The 20063-nt window shown below is 72.8% G+C and carries 21 protein-coding genes; 9 read left to right on the forward strand and 12 right to left on the reverse strand.

The features are described 5' to 3' along the window. The first annotated feature begins 30 nt into the window (after positions 1 to 30). Together mshA and OG580_RS20155 are read left to right on the forward strand one after the other, a co-directional pair. Complete coding sequence (gene mshA / locus OG580_RS20150; RefSeq protein WP_267048061.1) at positions 31 to 1311, forward strand: D-inositol-3-phosphate glycosyltransferase; 1281 nt, start codon at positions 31 to 33, stop codon at positions 1309 to 1311. Positions 1312 to 1528: 217 nt separating this feature from the next. Beyond that, a complete protein-coding gene (locus OG580_RS20155) occupies positions 1529 to 1777 on the forward strand; it encodes a hypothetical protein (RefSeq protein WP_267045066.1) in 249 nt (82 codons plus the stop codon). A 117-nt stretch (positions 1778 to 1894) separates the two neighbouring features. Here OG580_RS20155 and OG580_RS20160 read toward each other — a convergent pair whose 3' ends face one another. The 7 genes from OG580_RS20160 to OG580_RS20190 form a co-directional block, all read right to left on the reverse strand. Next, complete coding sequence (locus OG580_RS20160; RefSeq protein WP_267045067.1) at positions 1895 to 2908, reverse strand: helix-turn-helix transcriptional regulator; 1014 nt, start codon at positions 2906 to 2908, stop codon at positions 1895 to 1897. A gap of 187 nt (positions 2909 to 3095) precedes the next feature. Next, positions 3096 to 4109 carry a helix-turn-helix transcriptional regulator gene (locus OG580_RS20165; RefSeq protein WP_267045068.1) on the reverse strand — a complete coding sequence of 338 codons (1014 nt, stop codon included), beginning with the start codon at positions 4107 to 4109 and terminating at the stop codon, positions 3096 to 3098. 290 nt (positions 4110 to 4399) lie between these two features. After that, complete coding sequence (locus tag OG580_RS20170; RefSeq protein WP_267045069.1) at positions 4400 to 4840, reverse strand: Fur family transcriptional regulator; 441 nt, start codon at positions 4838 to 4840, stop codon at positions 4400 to 4402. A 67-nt stretch (positions 4841 to 4907) separates the two neighbouring features. Further along, positions 4908 to 5801, reverse strand: coding sequence for a cyclopropane-fatty-acyl-phospholipid synthase family protein (locus OG580_RS20175; protein WP_267045070.1), 894 nt, complete (start codon positions 5799 to 5801; stop codon positions 4908 to 4910). A 388-nt stretch (positions 5802 to 6189) separates the two neighbouring features. Next, a complete protein-coding gene (locus OG580_RS20180; RefSeq protein WP_267045071.1) occupies positions 6190 to 6561 on the reverse strand; it encodes an N-acetyltransferase in 372 nt (123 codons plus the stop codon). A 255-nt stretch (positions 6562 to 6816) separates the two neighbouring features. After that, positions 6817 to 7728 (reverse strand): M56 family metallopeptidase, encoded by a 912-nt coding sequence (locus OG580_RS20185; RefSeq protein ID WP_267045072.1) that lies wholly within the window; start codon positions 7726 to 7728, stop codon positions 6817 to 6819. Beyond that, positions 7725 to 8156, reverse strand: coding sequence for a BlaI/MecI/CopY family transcriptional regulator (locus tag OG580_RS20190; RefSeq protein ID WP_267045073.1), 432 nt, complete (start codon positions 8154 to 8156; stop codon positions 7725 to 7727). The genes OG580_RS20185 and OG580_RS20190 overlap by 4 nt, the downstream gene beginning before the upstream one ends. A gap of 82 nt (positions 8157 to 8238) precedes the next feature. On the opposite strand from OG580_RS20190, the gene OG580_RS20195 reads away from it, so the two are divergent. Then, the gene (locus tag OG580_RS20195; RefSeq protein ID WP_267045074.1) at positions 8239 to 8394 is read left to right on the forward strand and encodes a hypothetical protein; all 156 of its coding nucleotides are present in this window, start codon (positions 8239 to 8241) and stop codon (positions 8392 to 8394) included. A gap of 58 nt (positions 8395 to 8452) precedes the next feature. Here the strand turns inward: OG580_RS20195 and OG580_RS20200 are convergent, their stop codons facing one another. From OG580_RS20200 to OG580_RS20210, 3 genes are all read right to left on the reverse strand, one after another. Beyond that, positions 8453 to 8734 (reverse strand): metal-sensitive transcriptional regulator, encoded by a 282-nt coding sequence (locus OG580_RS20200; protein ID WP_250766246.1) that lies wholly within the window; start codon positions 8732 to 8734, stop codon positions 8453 to 8455. A gap of 49 nt (positions 8735 to 8783) precedes the next feature. Next, a complete protein-coding gene (locus OG580_RS20205; protein WP_267045075.1) occupies positions 8784 to 11051 on the reverse strand; it encodes a cation-translocating P-type ATPase in 2268 nt (755 codons plus the stop codon). A 93-nt stretch (positions 11052 to 11144) separates the two neighbouring features. Further along, positions 11145 to 11435, reverse strand: coding sequence for a heavy-metal-associated domain-containing protein (locus OG580_RS20210; RefSeq protein WP_267045076.1), 291 nt, complete (start codon positions 11433 to 11435; stop codon positions 11145 to 11147). Between the two features lie 197 nt (positions 11436 to 11632). On the opposite strand from OG580_RS20210, the gene OG580_RS20215 reads away from it, so the two are divergent. From OG580_RS20215 to OG580_RS20230, 4 genes are all read left to right on the forward strand, one after another. Beyond that, on the forward strand, positions 11633 to 12640 hold the full coding sequence (locus OG580_RS20215; protein ID WP_267045077.1) for a hypothetical protein: 1008 nt from the start codon (positions 11633 to 11635) through the stop codon (positions 12638 to 12640). A gap of 52 nt (positions 12641 to 12692) precedes the next feature. Continuing rightward, a complete protein-coding gene (locus tag OG580_RS20220) occupies positions 12693 to 13391 on the forward strand; it encodes a copper homeostasis protein CutC (protein ID WP_267045078.1) in 699 nt (232 codons plus the stop codon). Positions 13392 to 13646: 255 nt separating this feature from the next. Continuing rightward, positions 13647 to 14558, forward strand: coding sequence for an aminoglycoside phosphotransferase family protein (locus tag OG580_RS20225; protein ID WP_267045079.1), 912 nt, complete (start codon positions 13647 to 13649; stop codon positions 14556 to 14558). 98 nt (positions 14559 to 14656) lie between these two features. Then, positions 14657 to 15424, forward strand: coding sequence for a hypothetical protein (locus tag OG580_RS20230; protein ID WP_267045080.1), 768 nt, complete (start codon positions 14657 to 14659; stop codon positions 15422 to 15424). A 146-nt stretch (positions 15425 to 15570) separates the two neighbouring features. Here the strand turns inward: OG580_RS20230 and OG580_RS20235 are convergent, their stop codons facing one another. Beyond that, positions 15571 to 17604, reverse strand: a complete 2034-nt coding sequence (locus OG580_RS20235) for an ATP-binding domain-containing protein (RefSeq protein ID WP_267045081.1) — start codon at positions 17602 to 17604, stop codon at positions 15571 to 15573. 250 nt (positions 17605 to 17854) lie between these two features. On the opposite strand from OG580_RS20235, the gene OG580_RS20240 reads away from it, so the two are divergent. Both OG580_RS20240 and OG580_RS20245 read left to right on the forward strand, forming a co-directional pair. Then, positions 17855 to 18043 (forward strand): hypothetical protein, encoded by a 189-nt coding sequence (locus OG580_RS20240; protein WP_267045082.1) that lies wholly within the window; start codon positions 17855 to 17857, stop codon positions 18041 to 18043. A 49-nt stretch (positions 18044 to 18092) separates the two neighbouring features. Then, entirely contained in the window at positions 18093 to 18389 is a 297-nt protein-coding gene (locus OG580_RS20245; protein WP_267045083.1) for a hypothetical protein, read from the forward strand. A gap of 24 nt (positions 18390 to 18413) precedes the next feature. Here OG580_RS20245 and OG580_RS20250 read toward each other — a convergent pair whose 3' ends face one another. Further along, positions 18414 to 20054, reverse strand: a complete 1641-nt coding sequence (locus tag OG580_RS20250) for a DNA repair helicase XPB (RefSeq protein WP_267045084.1) — start codon at positions 20052 to 20054, stop codon at positions 18414 to 18416. Positions 20055 to 20063: the final 9 nt, after the last annotated feature.

The raw sequence follows: 20063 nt of genomic DNA on the forward strand, positions 1-20063 counted from the left end.
CAGGAGCCCCACGTGTCCCTGCGCGTCGCCATGCTCAGCGTCCACACCTCCCCGCTCCACCAGCCCGGGACGGGGGACGCCGGCGGGATGAACGTCTACATGGTCGAGCTCTCCCGCGCCCTCGCCGAACTGGACGTGGAAGTCGACCTGTTCACCCGCTGCCGGGGCGAGGGACTGCCCCCGCTCGTCGAGCTCGCCCCCGGGGTGCGGGTCCGTCACCTGTACGCCGGGCCGCGCGGGCCGCTGCCCAAGGAGGCCATGCCGGACCTCGTCGTGCCCTTCTCGCTGGCCCTGCTCAAGGAGGAGCGGCGCTACGACCTGCTCCACTCGCACTACTGGCTCTCCGGCCAGGCGGGGCGGATCGCCGCCGTGGGCTGGCGCGTCCCGCTCGTGCACACCGCCCACACCCTGGCCCGGGTGAAGAACGCCTCCCTCGCCGCCGGTGACACCCCCGAGCCCGAGCTCCGGGTCCGGGGCGAGCACCAGGTGGTGGGCGCCGCCGACCGGCTGATCGCCAACACGGCCGACGAGGCGGAGGCGCTGCGCGCGCTGTACGGGGCGGAGGGGGAGAGGACCGAGGTCGTACGGCCGGGGGTCGATCTGCGGACCTTCCGTCCTGCCGACGGCCGGGCGGCGGCGCGGGCGCGGCTCGGGCTTCCCGCCGACGCGTTCGTCCCGCTCTACGCGGGCCGGATACAGCCGTTGAAGGGCCCGGACGTGCTCGTACGGGCCGTGGCCGAGCTGCTGCGGCTGGAGCCCGGGCTGCGCCGCAGGCTCCTGGTGCCCGTGGTGGGCGGTCACTCGGGCGCGAGCCGCGAGGGGACGGTCCGGAAGCTGGCCGGGGAGCTGGGGGTGGCCGATGTGCTGCGGGCGTTCCCTCCCGTCCCGCAGGAGCGGCTCGCGGACTGGTACCGGGCGGCGGACGTGCTGGTGGTGCCCTCGCGCAGTGAGTCCTTCGGCCTGGTGGCGCTGGAGGCGCAGGCCTGTGGGACGCCGGTGCTCGCGGCGGCGGTGGGCGGGCTGCCGACGGCGGTGTGGGACGGGGTGACGGGGCTCCTGGTGCAGGGGCACGACCCGGCGGAGTACGCGGGCCGGCTGCGGTGGCTCGCGGCGCGTCCGGAGGTGGTGGAGACGATGGGGGAGGCGGCGGTCCGCCATGCGCGCGGGATGAGCTGGCGTGCTTCCGCCGCCCGGACCGTCGAGGTGTACCGGGGGGCTCTCGGGCAGGGGTTGGGGCAGGGGCGGCGGCACGCCCCTGCCCCGGCGGCCCCTCTCTCCTGGAGGAACGAGAAGGCCGTAGCACAAGTCTAGCATCTCTTTTGGTTCGACCAAAGGTATGGAGAGCTCCGGATCGCCCAATTCCGTTGCGGAGAAGGCGCATTGACGCATCCACGCCATGGCGGGTCCACGCAGAGGCAATCCCTGGATCGACTTAGGGGGGTCGGGACAGAATGAAGACGTCTTCAGGGAACGCCCGGCGGCACGGGCCCCGGAAGACGGAATTCACATTCCAACTCCTGGAGGAATCATGTCTGCTGAGCACGCCACGGGGATGCGCAAGACCGTCCGTCAGTTCGCCCTCGCCGCGGCCGCGTGTCTCGCCGTCGTCGGCGGCGCGGCGCTGGCGACGGCCCCGAACGCGGTCTCGGCCCCCCAGCACGTGGTGGCCGACGGAGCGACCGACGGCACCACCGCCACCCCCACCCCCACCCCCACGCCGTCTCCGTCCAACGGAAACGAGTGGGACCGTGTCCCGACCGCGATATCTGCCAATTGAGCCGTCGGGTAAAAGGCTCCGTGGCCGCCTGTTCCGGGCAGCCGCGGAGCCTTTGTCTTTTCCTTCGCCCCTGAGTTCCGCGGCAATTCCCCGGAGGGCGGGGCCGATTCCGCGCCGTCAGTCGACCCAGCCCAGTCGATAGGCGCGCACCCCGGCCTCGAACCGGCTCGTCGCGCCCATCTCCTGCATCAGTTCGGAGAGCATGCGGCTCACCGTCCGCAGCGACACCCCGAGTCCGCGCGCGATCTTCTCGTCCTTCATGCCGGAGGCGAGCATGCGCAGCGCCGCCCGCTGCTGCTCCGAAAGCCCGTCGCCGCCCTGATCCGGTGCGGATCCGTCCCCGTACGGCAGGGCCGTGTGCCAGCAGTGCTCGTACAGCGCGAGGTACGAGCGGACGAGGGCAGGGCCCCTGGCCAGCACGGCCCCCGCCGCCGGCTCGGCCGGATCGACCGGCACCACCGCGAACTGCGCGTCCGCGATGATCAGCGGCATGGGTACCGCCGACGCGATCCGCACCTCCACCCCCGCTTCGACCCGGCGCCGCAGGTGCTCCGCCACCTCGGCCGAGGCGCAGACCTGCTCGCTGTACATGGCGCGAACACGCACCCCGTTCTCGATCTGCCGCCGGTCCCGGCTCAGGACCCGCTCCCCCACCTCGCGCTTCAGCGACGTCAAGTGCATGGACGCCAGGCTGTGCTGGATGACGTCCGTGATGTCCTCCAGGACCTGCTGGATCCGCCGGTAGTCGCTGAGGAGCTCCACGTCGACGTCCGAGCGGGTGAGGGAACCGGCCCGCAGGAAGGACCCCGCCAGGGTCTCCAGCGTGCCGTACGCGCGGTCCGCCTCGTCGAGGTGCTCGCGCAGCTGCTCGCGCTCGCGGTGCAGCAGTCGCAGCAGTGCTATCTCCGGGTCGATCACCGCGACGGTGTCGCCGTCCTGCTGCCGGCCCGCGTCGCCGTCCCGGAGCTCCGCGCGGTCCCCGTGCTGGGCGGGGTTGGTCGGCACGATGAGCCCGAGGTCCGACAGCTCGTCCCGACATCGCTCGTACTCCTGCGGGGCGAGCCGGAGTTGGGCACCGACCTCGCGGAGGCTCGACACGCCGCGCCTGCGCAGTTCCTGATAGAGAGTCACCACGGGATCGGCGGAGCCTTCCGGACTCCCGGCTCCGTTCCCCGTACCCGTACCGCCGCCGGTGGTGATCAAGGCGAAGTGACCCCCTGCTCCCTCGAGTCGCGCCGCCGTCGCTGTGTCACACGACCCGGCGCCCGTCCGTCATGCCGATCTGACCGATCCGACACCCCCTAGTGGTATACCGCCCTTACCCCGTCCGGTCGGCCCCCTCGCCGTCCAGCAGGCCGAGCCGGGACGCCTTCACGCCCGCCTCGAAACGGCTCGCCGCCCCCAGCTCCTGCATCACCTCGGAGAGCAGCCGGCTCACCGTCCGCAGCGAGACCCCGAGATTGCGCGCGATCTGCTCGTCCTTGATGCCCGAGGCCAGCATGAGGAGCGCCGCGCGCTGCTGCTCGGAGAGTCCGTCGCCGTCCTTCTTCGTCTCCTCCTCCTCGCCGTACGGGGCCGCGGCCGTCCAGCAGTACTCGTACAGCGCCAGGTACGAGCGGACGAGGCCGGGCCCGCGCGCGAGGATCGAGGGGGAGGACGGGTCGTGCGGGTCCGTCGGCAGCAGGGCGAAGTTCTCGTCGGCGAGGACCATGTTCATCGGCACGACGGAGGCGAACCTGACCTCCACGCCCAGCGCCGCCCGCTCTTCCAGGTGCTGCGCCATCTCCGGCACCGAGGCGGCCCGCCGGCTGTACATCGCCCGGATCCGGACCCCGCGGCCGACCCACAGGCGGTCCTGCGCGAGCTCGGCCGGCAGCTCCTCGCGGCGGACGGAGCCGGTGTGCATGAAGTGCACGGCGGTCCGAACGGAGTCCGTCAGGTCGGCGAGGTCCCGGCGCACCCGCCCGAGGTCGTCGACGATCTCGACCTCGATCTCCCCGCGCGGGGTGGCACCGGCCCGCAGGAACGGTCCGGCGAGGGCCTCAAGTGCGGTGTGGGCATGGCTGGTTGCGGTGAGTCGTTCCTGGAGCCGGTCGCGTTCCCGGCGCAGCAGCCGCAGCAGCGCGACATCGGGGTCGACGACGACGGGGGTGGTGGGGGTGGTCAGGCCTAAGGAGGTGAGCTCGTCGCGACATCGCTCGCGGTCCTCGGCGGAGAGCTCCAGCCGGTCCGCGACCTCGTCGAAGGTCGCCTCGGGCCGGGCGCGAAGTCCCTGGTAGACGGCGAGAGCCTGTTCGCTGCCCGTACGGGCCACGGCGGCGTTTCTGGACACGGCGCAGCAGACTCCCCTCGGGTCACATGCGGACCCTGATGAATCGCCCCGCTAGACCCTGCCACATATTCGAACGACACGCACGGAGTTCGCCGCAGCTCAGGGGGGTGGCTTGGAGGCGTCCAGGGGGTGGTCAGGGGGGCGTGAGGTGCGGGACAGGGACGGGCTGGGACGGGTACGGGCTGGGACGGGCGCGGGCCGGGGCGCGCGCGGGCCGGGGTGGGTATGGCCGGGGCGGGTACGGGCCAGGGGGTGGGTATGGGCCGGCGCGGGTGCGGGCCGGGACCGGCTCAGGCGGCGGGGGCGCTCGCCCGGCAGTCGGGGCACAGGCCCTTGAACACGATCTCGGCGTCCTCGACCTGCCACTCCGGCAGCGCGCCCCGGGGCGGCTTCGGCGCGGCCGCGTCCACGTTCTCCACCCGGCCGCAGACGACGCACAGGGCGTGCTGGTGCGTGGGGCCGGAGACCTCGAAGACGGCGGGCAGGCCGGGTCGGTCGAACTTGCTGACCAGGCCGGTCTCCTGGAAGTGCCGCAGCATCTCGTAGACGGCCTGGCTGGTCAGCGTGCCGAGCCGCTCGCGCGCGGTCGTGGTGATCGCCTCGACGTCGAGATGGCCTCCGGCGGCGAGCACCGTGAGCACCTCCAGGCGCGGGCCCGTGACCCGCAGCCCGACGTCGCGCAGGCGCTGGATCACCGCCTCGCGGCCCGTCAGCTCTTCCACGACTGCCATCTTCTCCGCCCGCCACCTGGTCGGCTCAAACTTTTGTGGGCATCGTACCTCTTGCCTGTCAACGTCGTCAGTCGTCCGTCCTGCACACCAGCAGGACGCTCTCGGTCCGGTCGTCGATCCGGTGGCGCCGCCGGCCCTCGATGTGGAGGCCCGCCGAGTGCAGCTCGGCGGCGAGCCGCTCCGGGTCCACGATCCACTTGTCGGTGGTCAGCACGACCCGCTCCGTGGAGAGCTTGCCGGTGCGGGCCGTGTAGTACGTGATCCGCTCGCTCATCGACGGCAGGTCGAAGACCTGCCGTGCCACCACCCACTCGTCGATCCCGTCGAAGCGCGGCACCTGGAAGGCCCAGGTGCGCTGCGGTTCCGCGATCAGGCCGGGCAGTTGGTGCGCGGTGTAGTCGAGGGCGAGCGCCCCGCCCGCCTGCAGGTGGGCGGCGACCTCCCGCAGTAGCTGCGGCCGGCGCGCGGGCGGGACGGCCGTGACCATCGCGCCCGCGAGCAGGGCCAGCCGGTAACTGCCCTCCAGTCGCAGGTCGTTCAGGTCGGCGCGGTGTGTGACGACGAGCTGGGCGACCTGTGGGCCGATCCGGCGGGCCCAGCTTTCGAGGCGCTCGAGGGCCGAGGCGTCCCGGTCCACGGCTTCCACGGCGAAGCCGTGCCGGGCGAAGGGGACGGCGAGCCGCCCGGCGCCGGAGCCGAGGTCGAGGACGGGTCCGCCGGTGGAGCGGGCGAGGCTGAGATACCGGACGATGTCCGCGCTGTGCGGGCCGAGCAGGGTGTCGTGCAGCCAGACCGAGCTCGGGTCGGCGGGGGATACCGACTCGAGCCCGGGGAGTGTGTCGGACGTGATCCGAACGCCGGAGCCGGGGGCGGGCTCGCACCCCCGCTCGTATCGGGACGGCAGGACCGGCGCGAGCGCTGCGGGCACGACGGGCAGGGAAGTGCCGCTCGGTGTGTGCATCGCTCCTCCAGGGGCTCGCTCGGTCCATGCCGTCCGGACGAGGTACCCGTGCCGCCGGGACCGCGCCGCTGAACCCATCCTGACCTGCTGGGGAGCCCCGATCCACCGGATCGGGCTGCGTGAACACGCGATGGCGTGGATCTGCCACGACCACCCGTTCGAGGGCCGCTCGGACCTGCGGCCGGGTGGTGCGGGCCTGCGGGGCGGGCGAGTGGTGCGGGCCTGCGGGGCCCGGCGAGTGAGCCGAAGGGGTGCGGCCGGGGGAACAGGGCTGAGCGCGCGGAGGCCCGTGAGGAACGATAGGGCCGAGCACGGTCGGCCCTGTGAGCCCGGCTGGAGCGCCCCGTGGGGGTCCCCCCCCCGCCGAAGGTAGGGGGAGAACCGAGCCTCAAGAGAGAAGCCGGCTCCACCGGGTCGGGCCGAGGGGGGAGAAACCCTGGTGCGCGTAGAAGGGGAGCGCCGGGTCTTCCTCCGCCGGGAGCTCGACCCGCTGGTCGTGGGCCCCGTAGGTCCGCATCCGGTCGCTGGCCGCGGCCAGCAGGGCCGTACCCACGCCTCGGCGGCGCGAGTCGTCCGCCACGGCGAGCGCGTACACCTCGCCCTCGCCCGGCACCGGGACCCCGCCCGCGGCGACGCCGACGACCGCGCCCGCGGGGCCGGTCGCGACGAGCCAGCCGAGCCAGCCGGGGGCGCCGCCCGGAATTTCAATTTCCGCGCGTATGCGGGGGAGTGCGCATTGCGCCGAGATCAGTCGCCGCATCGGGATTTCGTCCAGGATTCCCGCGTAGCTGCTCCGAATGACGTCGGCGAGCAGCCTGGATATCGTCGTCGCATCACCGGCCGCGGCCGTCCGAACGCCAGCCAGCTGCATTGGTTTCGTACCCTTCGACGTGCCGAGCCAGAGCCCCAACATACCCACGATAGCCGTGAATTAAGTTGCCTGTGACCGATGCGAAATCTACGAATTCGCTTAGTAAATAGGGGTGTTCGAGGGGTCGGCGGTGAGTCGGGTCGATTATCGAGGGAACGAACAGCAGGCGATGACGAGCGGCGCCATGGCGAGCGTCGCCGACGCGATGGTCAGCAGTCCGCGCAGGACGGGGTGCCCCGCGCTGTAGGGGGTGAGGATGCGTCGCATCCGCAGCGCCGCCGAGGGGCCGCCCGCGGCGAAAGCGGACCGGGGCGCCCGCCCCGACGCCAGCGCGTACAGCGCGGTGGCGAGCGCGTCCCGCGTGCAGCGCCGCAACGCCCGGTCGTCCGCCGCCATTTCGAGCAGCAGGGGTACGGACGCACCGCCGTACCGGGCGAGCGGGAGGCGCGGGAAGACGGCCCCGAAGGCCTCCGTCGCCGCGACGAGCAGGTGGTGCCGCCCGCTGATGTGCGCCCGCTCGTGCGCGAGGGCCGCCGCGAGCTGGGCGGGCGTCAGCGTGTGCACCGCGCCGGAGGAGACGACGACCCGGCGCGAGCGGCCGGGCAGGCAGTAGACGGCGGGGCGGTCGTCGTCGAGGACGGTGGCCCGCAGGTCGGGGTCGTACCGCCCGACGATCCGCAGCACCCCCGCGTGCCGCACCCGCACCCGCCGGGCCCGCGCCAGTCTCCGTACGAAGGCGGCCGCGGGCAGGGAGAGGACGGAGAGGCCGATCGCGAGGGCGAGCTGCTCGCGGCCGTCGAGGGTGAGCAGCCGCGCGGGGGAGGGGAGCCGGAGCATGAGCACCATGTCGGTCAGGCGGTGGCTGCTCTCGTTCGACAGGACCAGCTGGGCGGGCAGCAGGGCGGTCGCGCCCGCGAAGACGGCGCCGCACGCGGCCCAGACGGCGAGCGCGAGGCGGGGCACCTGCTGGGCCCAGTGGGCCCGGGCGACGAGCCAGGGCACGAGGAAGCCGGTGAGCAGGACGAGCCCGAGCGGGACGAGGGCGTGGTGGTTCACGCGGTACCGCCGGGGGCGGCGGTGGTGCCGTCGGGAGCGGCGCCCCGAGGCTCCTCGGTGTGGCCGCCGGGGCCGCCGCGGGCGGCGCGGAGGGCCGCGTCCAGGGCGGCCATGTCCTCGTCCGAGATGACCTCGACGAACCGCAGCAGGGCGGCCGGCCGGTCCTGGCTGTCGCCGAGGGCGTCCCGCATCAGGCCGGCGGTGTACTCCTCGCGGCCGCGGACGGGCTCGTACAGCCAGGCCCGCCCGGCCTTCTCGCGGCGGAGCCAGCCCTTGCGGTGCAGGATGTCGGCGACCGTCATGACGGTCGTGTAGGCGACCCGGCGTCCCCGGTTGATGTCGTCGACGATCTCGCGGACGGTGGCGGGCCGTTGCCAGTCCCACAGCCGGTCCATGATCTCGGCCTCCAGCTCTCCCAGCCGGCGCACATGGATCCCCTTCCCCCTGGGCGGCTCATCGTACGGGCCGCCTCCCCCTCCCAGGTATACCCCCTAGGGGTACTATGGCGAGATGTCGACCCCTCTGTGGAACCGCCCCTGCGCGAAGGTCTGCGGCCCCGGTCTGCCCGGTTCGGCGGAGCTGGTGCTCCTCCGGCAGGTGCTCGGGCTCTGTCTCCGCCTGAGCATCAAGCTGACCACCGACTGCCCTTCGCGCAAGGGCGGTTGACGCGTACCCCTTCGGCATTCCGAAGTTCGGCATTCCGAAGGCCGGCTCCGTTCCTTCGTCAGGTCCGGATGAGCCGGGCGATGGCCTTCGACGCCTCGCTCACCTTCACCTTCGCCTGGTCCCCGCCCTGGGCGATGGCCTCCGTGACGCAGCAGCTGAGGTGCTCGTCCAGGAGGGCCACCGCGCAGGACTGGAGGGCCGCGTTGATGGCGGAGACCTGGGTGAGGACGTCGATGCAGTAGACGTCCTCGTCGACCATCCGCTGCACCCCTCTGACCTGGCCCTCGATCCGCCTCAGGCGTCTGATGATGTCTTCCTTGTGCTGTCCGTAACCGGCCATCGCGCTCTCCCCGTCACATCGCTTCTCGGCTTCGCTTCTCGGTGTCGGATCACTTGTCGGCGGCCTGGAAGCCGCGGAGTCGCAGGCTGTTGCCGACCACGAAGACCGAGGAGAAGGCCATCGCGGCCCCCGCGATCATCGGGTTGAGCAGTCCGGCCGCGGCGAGCGGCAGGGCGGCCACGTTGTAGGCGAAGGCCCAGAAGAGGTTCGAGCGGATCGTGCCGAGGGTCTTGCGGGAGAGCCGGATCGCATCGGCCGCGGCCCGCAGGTCACCCCGTACGAGGGTCAGGTCGCCGGCCTCGATGGCGGCGTCCGTGCCGGTGCCCATCGCCAGGCCCAGGTCGGCCTGGGCGAGCGCGGCGGCGTCGTTGACGCCGTCGCCGACCATGGCGACCGAACGGCCCTCCGCCTGCAGCTTCTTGACGACGTCGACCTTGTCCTGCGGCATGACCTCCGCGATGACCTCGTCGATGCCGACCTCGGCGGCGACGGCTTCGGCGACCGCCTTGTTGTCACCGGTGAGGAGGATCGGGGTGAGGCCGAGGGCGCGGAGCCGGCGGATGGCCTCGGGGCTGGTCTCCTTGACGGCGTCGGCGACCTCCAGGACCGCGCGGGCCCGGCCGTCCCAGGCCACGGCGATCGCGGTCTTGCCGGCCTTCTCGGCGGTGTCCTTGGCGGCCTTGAGATCCGCAGGGAGGGCCATCGCCCACTCTTCGAGGAGCTTCTCGCGGCCGACGAGGACGGCGTGGCCCTCGACGACGCCCTGGACGCCGAGGCCGGGGATGTTGGCGAAGTCCTCGGGGGTGGGGAGCGTGCCGACCCTGGCGGCGGCGCCGGTGGCGACGGCCTGGGCGATGGGGTGCTCGGAGGAGTGCTCCAGGGCGCCCGCGAGGCGCAGCACGTCGTTCTCGTCCACGCCTTCGGCGGTGTGGACCTTGATGAGGGTCATCCGGCCGGTGGTGACGGTGCCGGTCTTGTCGAGGACGATCGTGTCGACCTTGCGGGTGGTCTCCAGGACCTCCGGGCCCTTGATCAGGATGCCGAGCTGGGCGCCGCGGCCGGTGCCGACCATGAGGGCGGTCGGGGTGGCCAGGCCGAGGGCGCAGGGGCAGGCGATGATCAGGACGGCGACGGCGGCGGTGAACGCGGCGGTGAGTCCCTGGCCGGTGCCGAGCCAGAAGCCGAGGGTGCCGAGCGCGAGCGCGATGACGATGGGGACGAAGACGGCGGAGATCCGGTCGGCGAGGCGCTGGGCGGCGGCCTTGCCGTTCTGGGCGTCCTCGACGAGCTTCGCCATCCGGGCGAGCTGGGTGTCGGAGCCGACGCGGGTGGCCTCGACGACGAGCCGGCCTCCGGCGTTCAGGGTGGCGCCGGTGACGGAGTCGCCGACGGAGACCTCGACCGGGACGGACTCGCCGGTGAGCATGGAGGCGTCCACGGCGGACGAACCCTCGACGACGGTGCCGTCGGTGGCGATCTTCTCGCCCGGGCGGACCAGGAAACGGTCCCCGACCTGCAGGTCGGCGGTGGGTACGGTGACCTCCTGGCCGCCCCGCAGGACGGTGACCTCCTTGGCGCCCAGCTGCATCAGCGCCTTGAGCGCGGCGCCCGCCTTGCGCTTCGAGCGGGCCTCGAAGTACCGGCCGGCCAGGATGAAGGCGGTGACGCCGGCGGCGGCCTCCAGGTAGATGTTCCCGGCGCCGTCGGTACGGGCGATCGTGAACTCGAAGGGGTGCGTCATCCCCGGCGTACCGGCGGTCCCGAAGAACAGCGCCCACAGCGACCAGAGGAACGCGGCGATCGTGCCGACCGAGATCAGGGTGTCCATGGTGGCCGCGCCGTGCCTGGCGTTGGTCCAGGCGGCCTTGTGGAAGGGCCAGGCGGCGTAGACGACGACCGGCGCGGCGAGCGTGAGGCTCAGCCACTGCCAGTACTCGATCTGGAGCGCCGGGATCATCGCCATCGCGATGACGGGCACGGCGAGCGTGACGGCGGTGATGAGCCGCTGCCTGAGGGGCCGCAGCTCCTCGTCGGCCTTCTCCTCGTCGGAGGGGCCGGGGTCGGCGCCGGGGGCCTCGCTCTTCGGCGGCGCCGGCTCGGCGGCGGTGTAGCCGGTGGCCTCGACGGTCGCGATGAGCGCGGCGACGTCGATGTCGGCGTCGAAGGTGACCTTCGCCTTCTCGGTGGCGTAGTTGACGGTGGCCTCGACCCCGTCCATGCGGTTGAGCTTCTTCTCGATGCGGGCCGCGCACGAGGCGCAGGTCATGCCGCCGATGGCGAGCTCGACCTGAGCCGTGCCAGGTGTCGTCGTTGTCATGAGTACTGCTCCTCGTGTGTACGGGGCGGGGGCCGGGACCCGGGCGTGGTGGACGGGTCCCGGCGGCCGGGTTGATGCGGCTCAGGGCCTGCCCTAGGCGCGGCCGGTCAGCTCGTAGCCCGCGTCGTCGACGGCGGCGGTGATCGCCGCGTCGTCCGGCTCGCCGCCGGTGGTGACGGTGACGAGGCCGGCGTCGACGTCGACGTCCACGGAGATGACGCCGTCCAGCGCGCTGACGGACGTGGTGATCGCGGACTTGCAGTGGCCGCACGTCATGCCGGAGACGGCGTAGACGGTGACGGTGCTCTCGGCGACCGCGACCGCGGTGGCCGTGTCGGCGGCGTTGGTCGAGCAGCTGTTGTCAGGGGTGCAGCAGGAGCCCATGGCTTCCTCCTCGGTCGGTTCCTCGGACCTGGATACCCTCGGGGGGTATCCGGTTGTGAGTCCATGTATACCCCCCGCCGGTATCCGACGCAAGCAGATCCCCGGCTTGACTTGATACCCCCCAGGGGTATGGTGAAGTGCATCGAACGGTTACCGCGCCACCCCGCGCACCCACCCCACGTATCGGGAGAGCAGCCATGAACACCGGTCTGAAGATCACTGCCTATGCCGCCGCGCTCGCCGCGACCTTCGGGGCCGCGTACGGGGTCGGCACGGGCGTCGGCCCCGTCGAGGAGCCGAAGAAGGCCGGGCACGGCGACCACGCCGCCACCCCGGCTCCCACCAAGAGCCCGGCCGCCGCCGACGGCCACGCCGGCCACGAGGCGGGCGCGACCACGGACACGCCCGCCGCCGCCGCGAACCTCCCCGGCGGCCTCCAGATCTCCGACGGCGGCTACAGCCTCGCCCTGGAGACCCCGACCCCCGCCGTCGGCAAGAGCGTCCTGAAGTTCTCGATCAAGGACGCCGCCGGGAAGAAGGTCACCGCCTTCACCACCGAGCACGGCAAGGAGCTGCACTTCATCGTCGCCTCGCGCGACCTCACCACCTTCCGCCACCTCCACCCGGTGAAGGCCGCGGACGGCACCTGGACGACCCCCGTCGACCTGCCCGCCGCCGGCGGCTACAAGGCCTTCGCCGACTTCAAGCCCGCCGCCCCCGGCGCGCAGGGCCTCACGCTCGGCGCCGACCTCGCCGTGCCCGGCGCGTACGCCCCGAAGGCGATGCCGCCGGTCGTCCCGACCGCGACCGTCGACGGCTACCAGGTCCGCCTCGGCGGCACGCTCGACCCCGGCAAGGCCGGCGAGCTCAAGCTCACCGTCACCAAGGCCGGCAAGCCCGTCACCGACCTGGAGCCCTACCTCGGTGCGTACGGACACCTGGTCGCCCTCCGCGACGGCGACCTCGCCTACCTCCACGTGCACCCGAACGAGGGGGGCCCCGGCCCGGACGTCTCCTTCACCGCGACGGCGCCCAGCGTGGGGACGTACCGTCTCTTCCTCGACTTCCAGCACCAGGGCAAGGTCCGGACGGCGGCCTTCACGGTCACCGCGGGTGGCGGGAAGTCGCCCCTGCCGGCGCCCGGGACGACCGTTCCCGCAGCTGGTGAGGCCACGCACGGTGCGGGAGGCCACGCGCACGGCTAGTCTGGTCATTGGACTAGACCTGTAGCCGTCATTCATGGAGGAATGGGCAGCGATGAGCAACCGTGCAGTCCTTGAGGTGATCGCCCTCGACGAGGAAGACGCGGTCGCCGCCCAGACCGGCGGCGCCGACCGGCTCGAACTCGTCACCGACATGGCGGCGGACGGGCTCACCCCGTCCCGGGCCGGCTTCGCCGCCATCCGCGCCGCCGTCGACATCCCGCTGCGCGTGATGCTCAGGCTCACCGACGGATTCTCGGCCGGCGGCCCCGAGGGCATCGACGCCCTCGTGGCCCGCGCCACGGAGCTCCGCGAGGCCGGCGCGGACGAGTTCGTCCTCGGCTTCCTCACCTCCGACGGCGAACCGGACCTCGTCGCCGTCGAGCGCCTGATCGCCGTCCTCGACGGCGCCCGCTGGACCTTCCACCGGGCGATCGACCGCGCCGACGACCGCGACGGGCTGCGCAAGCGCCTCGCCGACCTGCCGGGCCTCGACACCTATCTCACGGCCGGCTCCGCCACCGGCGTCGACGACGGCCTCGCCACCCTCAAGGCCGAGGCCGCCCGCGCCGGCGAGCCCGGTTACGAGGCCCGGATCCTCGTCGGCGGCGGCCTGCGCCTCGACCACCTCCCCGAGCTGCGCGCGGCCGGCCTCGACGCCTTCCACATCGGCGGCGCGGCCCGCCCGCAGGGCTGGACGACCCCGGTCTCGGCGGACGCGGTACGGGCCTGGCGCGAGGCCGTCGACGCGTGACGCCTGCGGGCGGGCGGGGTTCGGACCCCGCCGTCGCGTGACGACCACGGGCGGGCGGGGCCCGGACCGCGTCGACGCGTGACGAACGCGCGGGGGCGAGGTTCGGACCCCGCCGTCGCGTGACGCCCGCGCGCGGGCGGGTTCGGACCCCGCCGAAACGCGACGCTCACGCCGGGCCGGGGCCCGGACCCCGGCCCCGACCCCGCACGGAAAACGCGTGGCCAGGGGCGGGGTGGGCTCGCTAGCCTCCCCGCCATGGCAGCCACCAAGATGCAACCCGACGAACTCGACATCGACACCGAGCTCGTCGAGCGACTCGTCGCCGGACGGTTCCCCGAATGGGCAGGACTGCCGGTACGGACGGTGGACTCGGCCGGGACGGACAACGCGATGTTCCGGCTCGGCGACGACCTCGTCGTCCGGCTGCCCCGCGTCCCGTACGCGGCCCACCACGTCGAGAAGGAGCAGCGCTGGCTGCCGCTGCTCGCCCCGCACCTGCCGCTGGACGTCCCCGTCCCGGTGGGGCGGGCCGACGCCGGCGCGGAGTTCCCGCTGCCCTGGTCCGTCTACCGCTGGCTCGACGGCGACGACACCTTCGACGCACCCCTCGCCGACCTCGCCCACGCCGCCGTCGCCCTGGGCCGCTTCGGCGCCGCCCTCCGCGCGGTCGACGCGACCGGCGGCCCGGCGTCCTTCCGCGGCGGCCCGGTCACCGACTGGGAGGAGGGCCACCTGCCGGGCGCGATCCGCGACCTCGGCGCCGACGGCACCGTCGACGCGGAACTCGCCACCGCCGCATGGGAGTCGGTCCTCGCGCTCCCGCAGTGGGACCGCGCACCCGTCTGGATCCACGGCGACCTGCTCCCCGGCAACCTCCTCGGCCGCGACGGCCGCCTCAGCGCCGTCATCGACTTCGGCGGCCTCGGGGTCGGCGACCCGGCCTGCGACACGATGCCCGCCTGGACACTCCTCACCGCCGGCACCCGCCCCCTGTTCCGCGAGGCCGCCGAGGTCGACGACGCGACCTGGGACCGCGGCCGGGGCTGGGCCCTGTGCTGGGGCCTGGTGACGGAGCACTACTACCGCGAGACGAACCCGGTCCTGGCCTCCGTCGCCCACCGCACGTGGTCCGAGGCGCTGCCCGAATTCGCCGCGGTCCGCGGCTGACCGCCGCCTACGCGGCGCAGGGCAAGGATCGCGCCACTCTCCTGCCCCGCCTCCCGGAACGATGTCGTCCACCGGCCCCCGCTGCCACACTCCGGCGCATGGCGGGGGTCGTGAACGTTCCGAAGGAGAACAAGGACCGGGTCCTGGCCCGGCGCTGGATGGAGCCGCGTGAGGACGCCGTCCTGCGCGACGTGCCCATCGTGATCCTCCAGGGGGTCAGGTTCTGGGGCGGGATCGCCGTCGGGGTCGCGATCAAATGGCCCCTCGTCGTGGGCGACGGCGCGCTGCTCCTGCTCTGGTTACGGGACGGCGGCCTGCGGCTGCTCCTCGTGCCGTTCCTGCTCCTCGTGACGGCGCCGCTGGTGACCGCCGCGTACCTCCTGACCGTCCGGCCGCCGACCGGGGGCCGGCTCGGCGACCGCCTGCGCGGCCCGCTCACGGCGGCCGCGGCGTTCCTCGGTCATCTCGTGCTGGTGGCCGGGGGCCTGGCGGCCATCATCTGGCTGGGAGCCGCCTACTTCGACAGGAACCCCGTCCTGGCGTTCGTCGCGATCCCGGTCTGCCTCTACGGGGTGGCGCGGGGCGTCGCGTTCCTCTGGTTCGCCGTCCCCGCGGTCTCGCGCCACATGTTCCGTACGGTCGAGATCCACCAGGCGCTCCCGGCGCTGATCACCGTGGTGGTCGCCTGGGAACTCGCCCTCCAGGACGTCCTCTTCCCACTGGCCCGCTGGCCGGGCGTCCCGGTCCTGCTGCCCCTCGGCGGCGCGACCGCCACGACGCTGATCGCGGCGATCGAGCTCTGGCGGCTGTTCGCCCGGCACGGCGTCCGCTTCCGCGTCCTCACGCGGACGCCCTCCCGTTTCTGACGGACACCCCGCGGGTCACGTCCGGTCCACAGGGCGTCCCGCGGGTCACGTCCGGTCCACAGGGCGTCCCGCGGGTCACGTCCGGTCCACAGGGCGTCCCGCCGGTCACGTCCGGTCCACAGGGCGCCCCGCGGGTCACCGCCGGTTCACAAGGCGCCCAACTGCTCGGGTACCGGCGCCGAGTGAAGGATCGTCAGGCCAGACACGGCACGGGTCAGCGCCACGTACAGCCGTCGCAGGCCCGTCCGCTCGTCCGGTTCGCCGTCGACGACCGCCGCCGGTTCGTCCAGGACCACGTAGTCGTACTCCAGGCCCTTCGCGAGCGAGGCCGGGACCAGGGTCAGCCGGGACTCGGCGGTCGTCTCCTCGCCGGGGGAGAGGTACGCGAGACCCGCGGCCGTCAGCGCCTCCGCCAGCGGGGCGATCCGCGCGTCGGCGGCGATCAGGCCGATCGAGCCCTCGTGGGCCAGGGACTCGACACAGGCCGCGACGACGTCCGCGTCCAGGGTGTCGGTCGCGCGGACGGCCAGCGAGCCCGGGTTCTCCCGGACCGACTCGACCGCCGCGAGCCCCGGCGACATGTGCGGGAGCAGCCGCGAGGCGTACGCGATCACCTCGCGCGGCACGCGGAAACCGGCGGTCAGCTCCTCCACGACCGCCTCCGGCTTGCCCAGGTGCCCGAGGGCCTGCGCCCAGCTCTCCGTCGCCCACGGGGTCGTGCCCTGCGCCAGGTCGCCCAGGACCGTCGCCGAACCCGTCGTGCAGCGCCGCCCCACCGCCCGGTACTGCATCGGGGACAGGTCCTGCGCCTCGTCGAGGACCACGTGCCCGAGCGAGTGGGTCCGCTCGACCAGGTCCCTGGTCTCGTCGATCAGCACCGCGTCCGCCGCCGACCACTTCGCCGTCTTCACGCTCCGGGCCGGCTTCGCCCACAGCAGCAGCTTCTGCTCGTCCTCGGTGAGCAGGCCCTCGGCGTGCTCCGCCAGGAACTCGGGGTCGCCGAGCAGCCGCAGCACGAGCTTCGCGGGCTCCACCAGGGGCCAGCACTCCTTCACGACGGCCTTCACCGCCGTGTTCCGCGCGACCGCGTTCTGCACCCGGTCGTCGGGCGCCTCGCCCGCCTCCTCCATCCGCACCAGGACCGCGTGCGCGATCCGCTGCGGAAGCGCCTCGCGGGCCGCCCCGTACCGGATGTCCCGGTCCAGCAACTCCCGCACCATCTCCTCGATCTCGTACGCGGGCACCCGCCACCGACGCGAGCCGCGCACCACCATCAGGGACTCCTTCGGCATCGCGACGTGCGAACGGACCGCGCGCCGCAGCACCTCCGCCATCCGGGCGTCGCCCTTGACGACCGCGGTCGCCGCCTCGTCCGTTCCCCGCACCTCGACATGCGCCACGAGGTCGTCGACCGTCGCCTGCTGGACCTCCAACTCGCCCAGGGCGGGGAGGACTTGCTCGATGTAGTGGAGGAAGGACCGGTTCGGCCCGATGACGAGGGTGCCGGTCCGGGCGAGCCGCTCCCGGTGCGCGTAGAGGAGGTACGCGACACGGTGCAGGCCCACGGCCGTCTTTCCGGTCCCGGGGCCTCCCTGCACGCACACCGTCCCCGAGAGATCGGCGCGGACGATCCCGTCCTGCTCCGGCTGGATCGTCGCCACGATGTCCCGCATGGGGCCGACGCGGGGCCGCTCGATCTCGGTCTGGAGCAGCCGGCTCGTGGTCTCCAGCTCCGTCGGGTCGGAGAGGTGCTCGTCCTCGTACGCGGTGAGCTCGCCGCCCGTGTACCCGAAGCGGCGCCGCAGCCCGACGTCCTGCGGGTCCTTCTTCGACGCCTGGTAGTACGGCTGCGACACCGGGGCGCGCCAGTCGATCACCATCGGGTCGCCGTCGGCGTCGTGGACGTGCCGCCGCCCGATGTAGAAGCGCTGCCCCTCCTGCGTGGTGTGCAGGTAGTCGAGCCGGCCGAAGAACAGCGGGGTGTCGGCGAGGTCCGCGAGCGCCTTGATCCGGTCCTCGATCTGCCGCCCGAGGACGAGCGAGTTGACCCAGTTCGCGGTGACGTCCTTGATGTCGAGCGCTTCCACGTCCTCGCGCATCGCGCGGAGGGCGGCGCGGGAGGAGGTCAGATGGGTGCGCTCACGCGCGAGCGGATCGAGCACGGGGTCGGAAACGGGCACGGTGAAGCCTCCGGGCAGGTGGATACACGGACACGACGAGGTGGCCGCCGGTTTCCGGCCGGGCAGCGGCTCTCCACGGAGGGAGGCGGGGAAGCTGGCGAGTGTAACTCCGCCGGGGCGCGAGGGTCGAATCGATTTCACTCCACCGGAAGCCCCTAAATCCGTAGGGGTCGGGGTCCGCCATGAGAGGGACCCCGGGTTCCACCCCCAGGCCGATGTGTTCGGAATGTCCGGATTCCATCATGGAGACATGACCGCGACGACCTTCACCCTCGTGACCACCGTTCCCCGACCCCGCACCCGCCCCCTCGCCACCGCGTTCCGCGCGATACGCGCCTTCGGCGGCGCGGCGGCCGGCGTCGTCCTCCTCGGCGACTACGGCCCGCCCGGGGCCGGTGTCAGGAACCCCCGCCCTGAGTACGCGCCCGGCCCCGACTGAGTACCCGAACGCCTGGTGGCCGCCCCGCCGCACCTGATGTGATCAGGGCATGGAGACGACGACCAGCACCACGGACACCCCCGGCCCGACCCCCTTCACCCTGCGCGTCACGGCGAGCTTCGGCCTGCTGCTCCTCGTGGCCTGCCTGGTGGCCACCTTCGCGGTCACCCTCCGCGACGCCATCGAGGGCGACGGTTCGGGCGGCTACTTCATCGAGGCCGGCTTCTGGGCCCTGGCCGCCGGAGCCGTGGCGGGCGTGGCGGCCCTGATCGTGCCCCGCCGGGGACTCGTCATCGCCCAGTACTGCCTGGCGATCGCGGGCCCGTTCCTGGCCCTGATGGACTGAGACCGAGCCCGCCCTCGGACAGGCTCAGGGCGCCAGCAGCTCGTCCGCGTCGACGATCCGGTACGCGTACCCCTGCTCCGCGAGGAACCGCTGCCGGTGCGCCGCGAAGTCCTGGTCGATCGTGTCCCGCGCGACCACCGAGTAGAAGTGCGCCTGGTGCCCGTCGGCCTTCGGCCGCAGCACACGGCCCAGCCGCTGCGCCTCCTCCTGCCGGGAGCCGAAGGTGCCCGAGACCTGGATGGCGACCGTCGCCTCGGGCAGGTCGATCGAGAAGTTGGCGACCTTCGACACCACGAGGACGCTGATCTCGCCCGTACGGAACGCGTCGAAGAGCTTCTCCCGCTGCGCGTTCGACGTCTCGCCCTTGATGACCGGTGCGTCGAGGTGCTCGCCGAGCTCGTCGAGCTGGTCGATGTACTGCCCGATGACGAGGATCTGCTGACCCTCGAACTTCTTCACCAGGGCCTCCGTCACCTTCCGCTTCGTCGCCGTCGTCGCACAGAAGCGGTACTTCTCCTCCGGCTCGGCCGTCGCGTACGCGAGCCGTTCGGAGTCGGTCAGGTTCACCCGGACCTCGACGCAGTCGGCGGGCGCGATGTAGCCCTGCGCCTCGATCTCCTTCCACGGCGCGTCGAACCGCTTCGGCCCGATCAGCGAGAAGACGTCGGACTCGCGCCCGTCCTCCCGTACGAGGGTCGCGGTCAGCCCCAGCCGCCGCCGCGCCTGCAGATCGGCCGTGAACTTGAAGACGGGCGCGGGCAGCAGGTGCACCTCGTCGTAGACGACGAGGCCCCAGTCCCGGGAGTCGAAGAGCTCCAGGTGCGGGTAGATGCCCTTCCGCTTCGTCGTGAGGACCTGGTAGGTGGCGATGGTGACGGGACGGATCTCCTTCTTCGTCCCGCTGTACTCGCCGATCTCCTCCTCGGTGAGCGAGGTCCGCTTCACGAGCTCGCTCTTCCACTGACGGGCGGAGACGGTGTTGGTCACCAGGATCAGCGTCGTCGCCTTGGCCTCCGCCATGGCCCCGGCCCCGACCAGCGTCTTCCCGGCGCCACAGGGCAGCACGACGACCCCGGAACCGCCGTGCCAGAAGCCGTCGACGGCCTGCCGCTGGTACGGCCGCAGGGTCCAGCCGTCCTCGGCGAGCTCGATCGGGTGGGCCTCCCCGTCGACGTACCCGGCGAGGTCCTCGGCCGGCCAGCCCAGCTTCAGCAGCGTCTGCTTGATCTGCCCGCGCTCCGACGGGTGCACGGCGACGGTGTCCTCGTCGATCCGCGCCCCGACGAGCGGCTGCACCTTCTTCGACCGGAGGATCTCCTCCAGGACGGGCCGGTCGGTGCTGGTCAGGACGAGCCCGTGGGTGGGGTGCTTGGAGAGCGTGAGCCGCCCGTACCGGTCCATCGTCTCGGCGATGTCGACGAGCAGCGCGTGCGGCACGGGATAGCGCGAGTACTCGACGAGCGCGTCCACGACCTGCTCGGCGTCGTGCCCGGCCGCCCGCGCGTTCCACAGCCCGAGCGGCGTCAGCCGGTACGTGTGGATGTGCTCGGGCGCCCGCTCCAGCTCCGCGAAGGGCGCGATGGCCCGCCGGCACGCCTCGGCGAGCTCGTGGTCGACCTCCAGGAGCAGCGTTTTGTCGCTTTGGACGATGAGAGGCCCATTCACGCGCGATCA

Source organism: Streptomyces sp. NBC_00094 (genome assembly GCF_026343125.1).
Lineage (GTDB): Bacteria > Actinomycetota > Actinomycetes > Streptomycetales > Streptomycetaceae > Streptomyces.

Coding starts and splice junctions, on each gene's coding strand:
- mshA (WP_267048061.1), top strand. CDS start 31: ATGCTCAGCGTCCACACCTCCCCGCTCCACCAGCCCGGGACGGGGGAC.
- OG580_RS20155 (WP_267045066.1), top strand. CDS start 1,529: ATGTCTGCTGAGCACGCCACGGGGATGCGCAAGACCGTCCGTCAGTTC.
- OG580_RS20170 (WP_267045069.1), bottom strand. CDS start 4,840: ATGGCAGTCGTGGAAGAGCTGACGGGCCGCGAGGCGGTGATCCAGCGC.
- OG580_RS20175 (WP_267045070.1), bottom strand. CDS start 5,801: ATGCACACACCGAGCGGCACTTCCCTGCCCGTCGTGCCCGCAGCGCTC.
- OG580_RS20180 (WP_267045071.1), bottom strand. CDS start 6,561: ATGCGGCGACTGATCTCGGCGCAATGCGCACTCCCCCGCATACGCGCG.
- OG580_RS20195 (WP_267045074.1), top strand. CDS start 8,239: ATGTCGACCCCTCTGTGGAACCGCCCCTGCGCGAAGGTCTGCGGCCCC.
- OG580_RS20200 (WP_250766246.1), bottom strand. CDS start 8,734: ATGGCCGGTTACGGACAGCACAAGGAAGACATCATCAGACGCCTGAGG.
- OG580_RS20205 (WP_267045075.1), bottom strand. CDS start 11,051: ATGACAACGACGACACCTGGCACGGCTCAGGTCGAGCTCGCCATCGGC.
- OG580_RS20210 (WP_267045076.1), bottom strand. CDS start 11,435: ATGGGCTCCTGCTGCACCCCTGACAACAGCTGCTCGACCAACGCCGCC.
- OG580_RS20215 (WP_267045077.1), top strand. CDS start 11,633: ATGAACACCGGTCTGAAGATCACTGCCTATGCCGCCGCGCTCGCCGCG.
- OG580_RS20220 (WP_267045078.1), top strand. CDS start 12,693: ATGAGCAACCGTGCAGTCCTTGAGGTGATCGCCCTCGACGAGGAAGAC.
- OG580_RS20225 (WP_267045079.1), top strand. CDS start 13,647: ATGGCAGCCACCAAGATGCAACCCGACGAACTCGACATCGACACCGAG.
- OG580_RS20230 (WP_267045080.1), top strand. CDS start 14,657: ATGGCGGGGGTCGTGAACGTTCCGAAGGAGAACAAGGACCGGGTCCTG.
- OG580_RS20240 (WP_267045082.1), top strand. CDS start 17,855: ATGACCGCGACGACCTTCACCCTCGTGACCACCGTTCCCCGACCCCGC.
- OG580_RS20245 (WP_267045083.1), top strand. CDS start 18,093: ATGGAGACGACGACCAGCACCACGGACACCCCCGGCCCGACCCCCTTC.